The organism is Mesorhizobium sp. C416B, assembly GCF_030323165.1.
In the GTDB taxonomy this organism is placed as follows: domain Bacteria; phylum Pseudomonadota; class Alphaproteobacteria; order Rhizobiales; family Rhizobiaceae; genus Mesorhizobium.
Genome location: NZ_CP100471.1, coordinates 3,509,843 through 3,522,072, shown reverse-complemented (window position 1 = coordinate 3,522,072; position 12,230 = coordinate 3,509,843). Strand labels below are relative to the sequence as shown.

Genomic DNA, 12,230 nt, shown 5'->3' with positions numbered 1-12,230 from the left:
GCCAAATAACCCCTCGGGGAGGAAACCATGGGAAACATCACGCTCAAGAACGTCTCCAAGCATTTCGGATCGACGGTCATCATTCCAGGCCTCGACCTGGTCATCGAGAATGGCGAGTTCGTTGTCTTCGTCGGGCCGTCGGGTTGCGGCAAGTCCACGTTGCTGCGCCTCATCGCCGGGCTCGAGGACACCAGCGGGGGCACCATCAACATCGATGGCCGTGACGTCACCGGCGAGGCGCCGGCCAAGCGCAAGCTGGCCATGGTATTCCAGTCTTATGCGCTCTATCCGCATATGACGGTGGCCAAGAACATCGGCTTCCCGCTGAAGATGGCGGGCGAGGATGTGGCGACGATCGACAAGAAGGTGAAGGACGCAGCCCGGGTCCTCAACCTCACCAACTATCTCGAACGCCGGCCCGGCCAGCTCTCCGGCGGCCAGCGGCAACGCGTCGCCATCGGCCGCGCCATCGTGCGCCAGCCCTCGGCATTCCTATTCGACGAGCCGCTGTCCAACCTCGATGCCGCACTGCGCGGCACCATGCGGCTCGAAATCAGCGAGCTGCACCATCAGCTCAAGACGACGATGGTCTACGTCACCCACGACCAGATCGAAGCCATGACCATGGCCGACAAAATCGTCGTGCTCAACGCCGGCAACATCGAACAGGTCGGCTCACCGATGGAACTCTACAAGTCGCCGAAGAACCTGTTCGTGGCGGGCTTCATCGGTTCGCCGAAAATGAACCTGATCGAAGGTGCGCCGGCGGCCAAATACAACGCCAAGACCATCGGCATTCGTCCTGAGCATATGGGGATATCGACCACCGCGGGTGACTGGAAAGCCCTTGTCGGCGTCGCCGAGCATCTGGGCTCCGACACCTTCCTGCATGTCCAGGCCGACGGCGTCGGTCCGCTGACGGTACGCGCCGATGGCGAACTGGCCGTACGCCACGGCGACACCATCTATTTGACGCCGGACAAGGTCCGCATGCATCGCTTCGGCCCCGACGGAAAGGCGCTGACGCAGTGAGACTGAAAGGCAAATCGGCGCTGATCACCGGATCCGCGCGCGGCATCGGCAGGGCTTTTGCCGAAGCCTATACGCGCGAGGGTGCCACGGTGGCCATTGCCGACATCAATCTGGCGGCTGCCGAAAACACGGCCGCCGAGATTGGCGCCAACGCCTATCCGGTCAGGCTCGACGTCAGCGACCTTGCTTCGATCCAGGCGTCGGTCAAGGCGGTCGAAACAAAGACCGGCGGCCTCGACATACTGATCAACAATGCTGCCTTGTTCGACCTGGCGCCGATCGTCGAGATCACCGAAGCGAGCTATGACAAATTGTTCTCCGTCAACGTCGCCGGCACTTTGTTCATGCTGCAGGCAGCGGCGCGTTCGATGATCGCAAGGGGCAAGGGCGGCAAGATCATCAACATCGCCAGCCAGGCAGGACGGCGCGGCGAGCCGCTGGTCGCCGTTTATTGCGCCACCAAGGCCGCGGTGATTTCGCTGACCCAGTCCGCCGGGCTCGACCTGATCAAGCACCGCATCAACGTCAATGGCATCGCGCCCGGCGTCGTCGACAGCGATATGTGGGATGAGGTCGATGCGCTGTTTGCCAAATATGAGAACCGGCCGAAGGGCGAGAAGAAGCGGCTGGTCGGCGAGGGCGTGCCCTATGGCCGCATGGGCAAGCCGGAGGACCTGACCGGCATGGCGGTCTTCCTGGCCAGCGACGACGCCGAATACATCGTCGCCCAGACCTACAATGTCGATGGCGGCCAATGGATGAGTTGATGGGCCGGGATCACGAAGGCCGCAGCCCGGCCAAAAGGGTAGAAAAATGACCGTGAAACTCTCCTCCTCGATCCTCTCTGAACTCCCCGCCAAGGTCGCCGGTCCCAGATATGATCGCTCCAGGCTCAAACCCGGTATCGTCCATTTCGGCGTCGGCAATTTCCATCGGTCGCATCAGGCGGTCTACCTCGACGATCTCTTCAATGCAGGCATCGGCCATGACTGGGCGCTGGTCGGCGCCGGGGTCTTCGAGGGCGAAAAAATCGGTCGTTCCAAGCTGCAGGAGCAGGACTGGCTGACCACCGTGGTCGAGCAGGATTCCGAGCATATGAGCGCCCGCGTCACCGGCGTCATGATCGATTTCCTGACGCCCGGCGATGCGGATGCGATCATCGACCAGCTCGCCGATCCGGCGATCAAGATCGTCTCGCTGACCATCACCGAAGGCGGGTATTTCATCGATCCGGCCTCGGGAAAGTTCAACCCGACCCATCCTGATATCGTTGCCGACGCGCAGGCAGGTACGACGCCGAAGACGGTGTTCGGCCTCATCCTGGCCGGGCTGATGCGCCGCCGGGCCGACGGCATCGTGCCGTTCACCGTCATGTCCTGCGACAACATCCCTCACAATGGCCATGTCACCTCGGATGGCGTCATCGGCCTCGCCCGGCTGATCGACGAGGATCTGGCAAACTGGGTCAGCGACAATGTCGCCTTTCCCAACGGCATGGTCGACCGCATCACCCCCGCCACCTCCGACCGCGAGCGCGGCATTCTCGCCACCGAGTTCGGCCTCGAGGACAACTGGCCGGTGTTCTGCGAGCCGTTCAAGCAATGGGTGCTGGAGGATCATTTCACCGACGGCCGCCCGCCGCTGGAAAAGGTCGGTGTGCAATTCGTGAGGGATGTCGCGCCCTATGAGCTGATGAAGATCCGCATCCTCAATGGCGGTCATGCCACGATCGCTTATCCCGCAGGGTTGATGGACATCCATTTCGTCCATGAGGCGATGCAGGAGCCGCTGGTGCGCGGCTTCCTCGCCAAGCTCGAGCATGACGAGATCATCCCGACCGTGCCGCCGGTGCCGGACACCGTGCTGGAGGATTATTACCAGCTCATCGAGCACCGCTTTTCCAACCCGAAGATCGGCGACACCATCCGCCGGCTTTGCCTCGACGGTTCCAACCGGCAGCCGAAATTCATCATCCCGACCATCGCCGACCGGCTGAAAGCCGGGAAGAGCGTTGCGGGTCTGGCGCTCGAGTCGGCGCTGTGGTGCCGCTACTGTTTCGGCACCACCGACAGCGGCGCGGTCATCGAGGCCAACGACCCGAGCTGGGACCGGCTGCAGGCAACCGCCAAGGCGGCGAAGGATGCGCCCGGCGCCTGGCTTGCGATGGAGGACATCTATGGCGATGTCGGCCGCTCGGCGGCGTTCGCCGAGGCCTTTGCCCATGCGCTCAACGTCTTGTGGGCGAATGGCACGCGCGCGACGCTGACGCGCTACATCTCCGGCAAGCTCTGACGCCAGCCGCAATGACGCCCGAACTGGTCATCTTCGACTGTGACGGCGTGCTGGTCGACAGCGAGGCGCTGTCGGTTTCGGCTCTGCTCGGCATGATCTCTGCCGCCGGGGGCTCGGTCAGCGAGGATGCGGCCTACGAGCATTTCCTCGGCAAGAGCATGAAGAGCGTGCGCGAGATACTTCTTCGCGATTTCACCATCGACATCACCGACGTGCACCTGACCGATATGCGCGTCGAGCTGATGCGCAAATTCCGCGAGGAGCTGAAGCCGATTCCCGGCATTAGCGACATCCTGCCGAGGCTGGGCGTGCCCTGCTGCGTCGCTTCCTCCGGCACGCTCGACCGCATTCGCTATGCGCTCGACGTTACCGGCCTGCTCGGCCTGCTCGAGCCGCATCTGTTCAGCGCTGCCATGGTCGCGCGCGGCAAGCCGGCGCCGGATCTTTTTCTCCATGCCGCCGCTGCTATGCGCGCGCATCCCGGTAATTGCATCGTAATCGAGGACAGCCCTGCCGGCATCGCGGCGGCGCGTGCGGCCGGTATGCGCGTCTTTGCTTTCACCGGCGGTTCGCACGCCGGCAACCCGGCCTTGAAAGCGCGGCTTGCGTCGAGTGAACCGGACTTTATATTCGCGGACATGCTGCAATTGCCCGATCTGATTGCAGGCTAGAGCATGATGCCGAAAAGTGTGAAGCGGTTTTCGGACGACATCATGCTCTACTTCTTTGATTTAGAGACGGATTCAGATTTCAGGTCGAACAGACCTGAAATCATCCGGCTCTAGGGAGCGAGAGTAAAAGCATCTTGACGAAAAGCTTCGTTTGCGCGGTCGATGTCGGCACCGGGAGCGCCCGCGCGGGCATTCTCGACACGTCAGGCACCTTGCTCGGCCGCGCCGAGCATCCGATCGTCATGAACCAGCCGCAGGCCGATCACGCCGAGCACAATTCGCAGGATATCTGGTCGGCTGTGTGCATCGCGGTGCGTGCCGCGCGCGAAAAGGCCGGTGTGTCAGCCGACGATATTGTCGGCATGTCGTTCGACGCCACCTGCTCGCTGGTGGTGCTGGACAGGAATGCCGGCCAGCTCAGCGTCTCGGTGACGGGCGAACGGCGCTGGGACACCATCGTCTGGCTCGACCATCGCGCCATCGCCGAGGCAGATGAATGCACCGATAGCGGCCACGCCGTACTCGACTATATCGGTGGCGTCATGTCGCCGGAAATGGCGACGCCGAAGCTGATGTGGCTGAAGCGCAATCTGCCGGGAACTTGGCATGAAGCCGGCTACCTATTCGACCTCACCGATTTCCTGACCTGGAAGGCGACCGGGTCGCTGGCGCGCTCGCAATGCACGCTGACCGCCAAATGGACCTATCTGGCGCATGAGGAAACCGGCTGGCGCCGTGACTTCTTCGACAGGGTCGGGCTTGGCGATCTGTTCGAACACGGCAGCCTGCCGGAGAAGGCAAGTGCTGTCGGCGCAGACATCGGCACGCTCACCCCTGAAGCGGCGGCGGAGTTGGGCTTGAGCGAAAACTGTCGGGTCGGCGCCGGCGTCATCGATGCCTATGCCGGCGCGCTTGGCGTGCTCGGCGGCTTTGCTGGCGACGAGCAGAATATCGGCCGCCATCTGGCATTGATCGCCGGCACCTCGTCCTGCGTCATGGCGATGTCGCCCGACCCGCAGCCTTTCGCCGGCGTCTGGGGTCCATACTATGGCGCCGCACTGCCAAAACTCTGGCTGTCGGAAGGCGGCCAGTCGGCGACCGGTGCGCTGCTCGACCATATCATCCGCTGGCACGGCGCCGGCGGCGAGCCGGACGCGGCCATGCATGCAAAAATCGCCAGGCGCGTCGCCGAACTGCGCAGCACCGAAGGTGACAAGCTGGCGGCAAGGCTGCATGTGCTGCCGGATTTCCATGGCAACCGCTCGCCGCTTGCCGATCCGCATGCGGTCGGTGTGGTCAGCGGGCTGACGCTGGATTCCTCCTTCGACAGTCTGTGCAAGCTGTATTGGCGCACCGCCGTCGGCATCGCGCTCGGCGTGCGCCATGTGCTGGAGGCGCTGAACGAGAACGGCTATCTCATAGACACGCTGCATGTCACCGGCGGCCACACCAAGAACCCGTTGCTGATGGAGCTCTATGCCGACGCCACCGGCTGCGCGGTGATCGAGCCGCTGGCCGACGAAGCCGTTCTGCTCGGCACCGGCATGGTCGCCGCCACTGCCGCTGGCCTGTTCCCGGACCTGAATGCCGCCTGCGTCGCCATGCAGCAAGGCGGCAGGGCGCGCACCTCGAACCCGACCGCGTCAGGCCGCTTCGACCGCGACTACAGGATCTTCCTCGAAATGCACCGCCAGCGGCAGGCGCTCGACGCCATCAACTAGAGCAATTCCAGGAAAAGCGTGAAACGGTTTTCCGTCCGGAATTGCGTACCAAATCTAGGCCTCCTCTCGCCGGCGCAAGGATGCGCCGGTCGCCGCGTCGAACAGATGCACGCTCTCCTCCTCGAATGTGTAGCGCACAGGCGCGCGCAACGCCGGGCATTCGCGGGCCGATACCAACGCGCCGACCTCCTTGCCGCCGCAGGCGAACGTCACCAGCGCGTCATTGCCGTGGAACTCGATGAGGTCGGCGGTGCCTTGCAGAAGATTGATGCTCTGAGCACCGGCGGTCTTCAGGTCCGGCGGTCGGATTCCAAGCACGGCGCGATGGACGCCGCGCAGATCGAAGCCCAGGCCTTCTATGAAGAAGGTCGAGCCGCCGCCTGTCAGCGTCCAGCGTTCGTCCTTCCGCCCGACGGCCACGTCGATGAAATTCATGTTCGGCGTACCGATGAAGCCGGCGACGAACAGATTGCCCGGCTGGCGATAGATCTCGGCCGGCGAGCCGATCTGTTCGATGACGCCATCCCTGAGCAGCACTATCCGGTCGGCCAGCGTCATCGCTTCGAGCTGGTCGTGGGTGACATAGACGGTAGTGGTCTTCAGCGACTGATGCAGCCGGGCGATTTCGACCCGCATATGGTTGCGCAGCTTGGCATCGAGATTGGACAGCGGCTCGTCGAACAGGAACACTTTCGGCGTCTTGATCATGGCGCGCGCAATCGCTACGCGCTGCTGCTGCCCGCCGGAAAGCTCGGTCGGTTTGCGGGCGAGGTAAGGTTCGAGGCCGAGCGTCTTTGCCACCGCTTGGACCCGCTTCTTTATTTCGGCCGCCGAAACCTTCTGCCGCTTGAGTCCGAAGGCGATGTTGTCGAAGATCGTCATATGCGGGTAGAGCGCATAGTTCTGGAACACCATGGCGATGCCGCGCTCGCCGGGCTCGAGATCGTTGACCACTCTGCCGCCGATCGACACTTCGCCGCCGCTGATATCCTCCAGCCCGGCCAGCATCCTGAGCAAGGTCGACTTGCCGCAGCCGGACGGGCCGAGGAATACGACGAATTCGTGCTCCTCGATCGAGAGATTGAGGTCGAGGATGACGGTGGTGGCGCCGTAAGCCTTGTCGACATGGGAGCAAACGATCGCGGACATGGTCAGCCCTTCTCGCCGGTAAGAAGGATTTGCAGCTTGACGTCTTGCGGCTTGCCTTGCGCCGCCCGCTCGAAGGCCTCGATGCTGTCCGAGAAATCATAAGTGCCGGTGATCAGCGGCTTGAGGTCGACCTTCCCCGAGGCGATCAGCTGCAGCGCGCGGTCGAAGATGTTGGCGTAACGGAACACCGTCTCGATGCGCACTTCCTTGGAGATCGCCGCCGGAACGTTGAGGCTGACCGGTTCGACCGGCAGTCCGACCAGCACCACCGCGCCGCCCGGCCGCACGACATCGAACAGGTCGGCGAATGCCTTCGGGCTGCCGCTCGCCTCGAACACGATATCCGCGCCCCAATTGTCGGTCGCGGCGGAGACTGCGTCGACCAGCGATTGCTCACCTATATTGACCGGCACGATGCCGGGATATTGCGCGGCAATCTTGAGCTTGGGTGCGGAAAAATCGGAGATCAGCACCTTCGAGCAGCCGCCGGCCAGCGCCGCCAGCGCGATCATGATGCCGATCGGGCCGCAGCCGACGACGACGGCGACGTCGCCAGGCACGATGCGGGCGCGGCGCGCCGCCTGCATGCCGATGGCAAAGGGTTCGACCATCGCGCCTTCGGCGAAGGTGACATTGTCCGGCAGTCTGTAGGTGAAGGCGGCCGGGTGCACGGCATAGGGCGCCAGCACGCCATGCACAGGCGGCGTCGCCCAGAAGCTGACATCGGGATCGACATTGTAGATGCCGAGCCTGGTCGCGCGCGACGACAGGTTCGGCACGCCCGGCTCCATGCAGACGCGGTCGCCGACCTTCAGCGTGCCGACATTGGCGCCGATCTCGACGATCGTTCCCGCGGCTTCGTGGCCGAGCACCATCGGGGCCCGCACGACATAGCTGCCGATGGCGCCATGGGTGTAATAGTGCACGTCGCTGCCGCAGACGCCGACCGTGTGGATGGCGATCTTGACATCGCCCGGTCCGACGTCGAGCGGCAGCGCGATCTCGCGCAGCGACAGTTCGCCTTTTTTCTCAAGCACCAGTGCCCGCATAGGTAAGTCCTCGCATCAAGTCTTTTTTTGCCGGAAAACGGAATTCAGGAAGCCGCTGAGCACGCCGAGGAACAGCAGCGGCGGTAGCGACAACAGCACGACCGAGGCGTTGAGGATTCCCCACGGCACGTTCATGCCTTGCTGTGAAAGTTCGGAAGCGACGATCGGCAATGTCTTGGCGTTGGAACTGGACAGCATCAGCGCGATCAGGAATTCGTTCCACACCAGCACGAAGCTGAAGGCGACGGCGCCGATCAGCGAGCGCGCCGCTACCGGCAGCGCAATGCGCCAGAACACCGAGTAAGCGCCGTAGCCGTCGACGAAAGCGGCTTCCTCGATTTCCTTCGGCACGGCCTGGAAGGCGGGAATGGCGAGCCACATGATCACCGAGATGGTGAGCAGCGAATAGGTGACGATCAGCGCCGGCAAGGTGTCGTAGAGCCCGATCTGCAGCCAGATCACCATCAGCGGAATGGCGACTGCCACCGGGGGCAGGAAGCGCAGCGACAACACGAAGAACTGGATGTCGCCAGCGAAGCGATTGGGATAGCGCGCCACCGCATAGGCTGCCGGAAGGCCGAGCATGACGCCGATCAGCACGGCGACGCCGCAGGAAATGACCGAGTTATAGAGACCGGTCATTACGCTGTCGCGGCCGATGATGTAGCTGATATTGTCGAAGGTCGGGGTAAACACCAGGCGCGGCACGCGGGTGATGATGTCGACATTGTTCTTCAGCGAATTGACCGCCGTCCAGGCGAGCGGAAACACCGCCATGAAGCCGGCGAAGGCCAGGATGATCTTCCCGATAAGGCGGCCCGGTCTCATGCGATACGGCCTCATGCCTGCACCCGCTTCCACAGCATGGTGAAGGTGATGACAGTCGCGATCATCATCAGCACCGCCATGGCCGAGGCATAGGACACCTTGCCGGATTCGATGAAGCCTTGCGAGAAGGCGTACATGTCGAGCGTCTCGGTCGCCACGCCCGGCCCGCCGCGCGTCATCACATAAATCAGGTCGAAGGAGCGCAGCGATTCGATCATCTTGACGAACATCAGGCTGATCAGCGGCGCCTTCAGCATAGGCAAGGTCACATAGGCATGGATCTGCCAGCGTTTGGCGTGGTCGAGCCGCGCCGCTTCGATCGGCTGCGGCGGCAAGGTCTCCAGAAGCTTCAGCACGATGACCGCGAAGAACAGTCCCCACTGCCAGACATCGACCGAGGCGACGGCAAACAGGGCCGTCGACGGCTTCGACAGCGGGTCGAAGATCAGCCCGCCGGTGATCAGCCTGTAGGGATAGGTGGCGATGCCGTAGAGCGGATGATAGGCAAACTTCCACACGAAGGCCGCCGAGACACGCGGCAACAGCACCGGGATGATGAACAGCAGGCAGTAGATGTTGCGCAGCCGCGGCGACGCTACTTCGAACATCAGCACGCCGAGCCCGATCGCCACCATCATCGTCGCCACCACGGTGACGATTTCCCACTTCACCGAAACCCAGACCGCGTTGAGGAAACGCCGGTCGGCGAACAGGTCGATGAAGTTCGACAGCCAGACCCAGGAATAGTCCGACGAGCTCAGCTCGCGGTTCTGCAGCGCAATGACGATGGCGTACAGCGTCGGCACCATCGACAGCACCAGAAGAATGGCGAGCGTCGGAACCAGAAACGTCACGGGCAGGGAAGAGCGTCGGCGCATTGCCTATCCTCGGGCTGTGCCCTTTTGGAGAGACCCGCGGCGCACAGGTCCCGGCATCCGGTCGAATGCCGTGGACCGCGCGCCGCGGGCGGGAGGATTACTTCTTCTTCACCAGCTCGTTGGCGTAGGCCTCGAGTTCGTCGAGGCCGCCCTTGACGTCGGTGCGCGTGCCGGTGACCAGCTCTTCCAGGATGATGCCCCAGCGGTCGCCGAGATCCGGCCAGCGCGGATCCTGCCAGAAGTTCACCGCCGTCACCTTGCCGGTATCGGCAAGCGCCTGGCCGAGATCGGCGCCATAGATGTCGGCGAACTCCTTGCTGGACAGCACGCTGGTGCGGTTGAGCTCGCCGAATTGGTGCGCGTCGAGCCGGCGCTTCTCGTTCTCTTTCGACGTCGCCCAGGCGATGAACAGGCCGGCGCATTGCTTCGCGGCGTCATCGGCATTGGCCTTGGCGGCGATGGCGAGGCCGTGGCCGTAGCCGCCGCCGGTCAGTGGCGAGGGCGGCGGCAGGAAGCCGATCTTGCCGACCACTTGCGAGGTCTTCGGGTCGACCGCCATGCCCGACAGTGGCGTCGATTCGACCAAGATGGCAACCTGGCCCGACAGGAAGGCGCCGGTCGATTCATCCCAGCTGCCGGTCTGCGTGCCGGGCGCTGAATCCTTGAACAGTTTAAGATACGTCTCGGTCGCTTTGACCGCGGCCTCGGAGTTGAAAGCCGGCTTGTCACCGTCGAACCATTTTCCGCCATAGGCCTTGAAGAACGGCATCCAGCGCCAGACATTGGCGCCCGAGCCACGCGCGCCGCGCAGCGCGATGCCGTACATGCCCTTGTCGGGATCGGTCAGCTTCGGCACGTCGGCGATCAACTCGTCCAGCGTCTTCGGCGGCTGGATGCCGGCGGCTTCCAGAATGTCCTTGCGGTAGACCATCAGGTCGCCGCCGCCGGTCAGCGGCGCGAACCACACCTTGCCGTCATAGGTGGCGACCTTCTGCCGGCCCGGGTCGAAATCGGCGTAGTCGTAGTCAGCCGGGTAATAGTCGGTGAGCGGCACGATCCATTTCGACGAGGCGAACAGCGCGACATTGGCTTCGTCGACATAGTAGACGTTGTAGTTGCCGACCGTGGACGCATCGGCGCGCGACTTTGCCCGGCGGTCGTTCTCGTTGAGATAGTCGATCTGGAAGCTGGCGCCGGCCAGTTTCTGGAACTCGTCCTTGGACGCTTCCAGCAGCGTCAGCCCGTCACGCGGTTGCGCCAGCACCTTGACCGGCGCCGAGCAGACCGGCGCCGCCAGCGCCATGGTCGAGAGGGTCGTGGTAAGCATGAAAGCTGCGCTTATGCTCGCAGCGAGCCGAATTGGTTTCATTGATTTTCTCCTCCAGGAACAGTCGCAGGAAGCGGAAGTCTTCGGTTGCGCGATCCTCGCCATCGCCCGAGCGACAAGCCACCCATCGCCAAAATGAGGAGTTGCTAAAGGCCGCGCTAGAAGCCCCGTTGCAGCAGACCTGTACTTTTATGCATTGTGCGCTGCAAAATCCGGCTCGCCTGCACGGCCTCTGTCACATGAGTACCGATGGAGTGAGGAAGGCCGGTTTTCAGGCGCGCATCGTCATCCGCTGCTTCGACAGCTTGCGGTAGGATGACGGCGTCATCCGGTGCTTGCGCAGGAAGGCGCGGTTGAAGTTGGAGATGTTCATGTAGCCGACCTGGAAGCAGATGTCGGTGATCGGAATATCGGTGTCCGCCAGCAGCTTGCAGGCTTGCCAGAGCCGGAGCTTGGCGATGTGGTCGCTGAAACTGTTGCCGGTGTTTTTCTGGAAGAAGCGCGAAAACGTGCTTTCGCTCATCCCCGCCAGCTCCGCCGCCTCCGGCAGCTTCAGGTCCTCGGCGAAGTGCTGGAAGAGATAGGTCAGCGTGCGCTGGATGATGTCCAGCGAGGTTGCGTCGAGCGCGGGTGAGAAATCCGGCGAGGACAAAAGCTCGTATTCGTCGGTCCTGGCCAGCAGATCGACCAGTTCGAGGAAGAGGCAAAACCGGGCGAGCCCGTGCACGGTGCCCATCCTTTCCATCAGCGCAGCGCCGTCGAGCGCGGCGCGGCCATGGAAGACGATGCCGCGCAGCGATCGCTCCAGGAACGGTTCTAGTTCGCGCAGCTCCGGCAGCAGTCCCGCCGAGCCGCGCAGCCGCTGCGGATCGAATTGCAGCACGATGTCGCGTCCTTCGATCAGCTCGCCGGGTTGCACCGATGTCACCCAGTCATGCGGCAGCCCGCCGCCGACGATGCTCAGGTAGCCCGGCCCGAATTCGCCGATGTGATCGCCGACCAGCGCGACCCCGGAAGACTTCCTCAGGAGATGGATCTCGTATTCCGGATGAAAATTCCAGACATTGCGCTCCCAGGGATAGTCGTCGAGCCGCCACAGGAAACTGTCGCTCGCCTCGGTGACGATGTGCTCGAAAGCCGGCACCGTGCGAGGGATCGCGGCCGTGTTCTTTCTGCGCCTGAATGCCATCGTCTGCTCTCCGGGGCGTATGAGGAAGCGACTGGTTTCGGGTAATCCGTAGCAGTCTGTTGCCCGCAAGTGAACGATGTCTGCCTCAGCGATT

At 63.1% G+C, this 12,230-nt stretch carries 11 protein-coding genes; 5 read left to right on the top strand and 6 right to left on the bottom strand.

Going from position 1 to position 12,230, the window contains the following annotated elements; genetic code table 11:
* The first annotated feature begins 27 nt into the window (after nt 1–27).
* From NLY43_RS17020 to NLY43_RS17000, 5 genes are all read left to right on the top strand, one after another.
* Nucleotides 28–1,032, top strand: a complete 1,005-nt coding sequence (locus NLY43_RS17020; protein ID WP_023689168.1) for an ABC transporter ATP-binding protein — start codon at nt 28–30, stop codon at nt 1,030–1,032.
* On the top strand, nt 1,029–1,799 hold the full coding sequence (locus NLY43_RS17015; RefSeq protein WP_023683590.1) for an L-iditol 2-dehydrogenase: 771 nt from the start codon (nt 1,029–1,031) through the stop codon (nt 1,797–1,799). Before NLY43_RS17020 ends, NLY43_RS17015 begins: the two co-directional genes overlap by 4 nt.
* 46 nt (nt 1,800–1,845) lie before the next feature.
* Nucleotides 1,846–3,324: a mannitol dehydrogenase family protein gene (locus tag NLY43_RS17010; RefSeq protein ID WP_023711366.1), complete on the top strand. Its 1,479-nt coding sequence runs from the start codon at nt 1,846–1,848 to the stop codon at nt 3,322–3,324.
* An 11-nt stretch (nt 3,325–3,335) separates the two neighbouring features.
* On the top strand, nt 3,336–3,995 hold the full coding sequence (locus tag NLY43_RS17005; protein ID WP_023683588.1) for an HAD family hydrolase: 660 nt from the start codon (nt 3,336–3,338) through the stop codon (nt 3,993–3,995).
* A gap of 134 nt (nt 3,996–4,129) precedes the next feature.
* Nucleotides 4,130–5,716, top strand: coding sequence for an FGGY-family carbohydrate kinase (locus NLY43_RS17000; protein WP_023700458.1), 1,587 nt, complete (start codon nt 4,130–4,132; stop codon nt 5,714–5,716).
* 54 nt (nt 5,717–5,770) lie between these two features.
* On the opposite strand, the gene NLY43_RS16995 is transcribed toward NLY43_RS17000, so the two are convergent.
* The 6 genes from NLY43_RS16995 to NLY43_RS16970 all read right to left on the bottom strand — a co-directional run bounded on the left by NLY43_RS16995 (nt 5,771) and on the right by NLY43_RS16970 (nt 12,136).
* The gene (locus NLY43_RS16995) at nt 5,771–6,865 is read right to left on the bottom strand and encodes an ABC transporter ATP-binding protein (protein ID WP_023711365.1); all 1,095 of its coding nucleotides are present in this window, start codon (nt 6,863–6,865) and stop codon (nt 5,771–5,773) included.
* A gap of 2 nt (nt 6,866–6,867) precedes the next feature.
* Nucleotides 6,868–7,914, bottom strand: a complete 1,047-nt coding sequence (locus NLY43_RS16990) for an NAD(P)-dependent alcohol dehydrogenase (protein ID WP_023711364.1) — start codon at nt 7,912–7,914, stop codon at nt 6,868–6,870.
* Nucleotides 7,915–7,929: 15 nt separating this feature from the next.
* A complete protein-coding gene (locus NLY43_RS16985; RefSeq protein WP_023671259.1) occupies nt 7,930–8,742 on the bottom strand; it encodes a carbohydrate ABC transporter permease in 813 nt (270 codons plus the stop codon).
* Nucleotides 8,743–8,753: 11 nt separating this feature from the next.
* On the bottom strand, nt 8,754–9,620 hold the full coding sequence (locus NLY43_RS16980) for a carbohydrate ABC transporter permease (RefSeq protein WP_023683583.1): 867 nt from the start codon (nt 9,618–9,620) through the stop codon (nt 8,754–8,756).
* A gap of 97 nt (nt 9,621–9,717) precedes the next feature.
* Complete coding sequence (locus NLY43_RS16975; protein ID WP_023693095.1) at nt 9,718–10,989, bottom strand: ABC transporter substrate-binding protein; 1,272 nt, start codon at nt 10,987–10,989, stop codon at nt 9,718–9,720.
* Nucleotides 10,990–11,218: 229 nt separating this feature from the next.
* Nucleotides 11,219–12,136 (bottom strand): AraC family transcriptional regulator, encoded by a 918-nt coding sequence (locus tag NLY43_RS16970; RefSeq protein WP_023671262.1) that lies wholly within the window; start codon nt 12,134–12,136, stop codon nt 11,219–11,221.
* Nucleotides 12,137–12,230 lie beyond the last annotated feature (94 nt).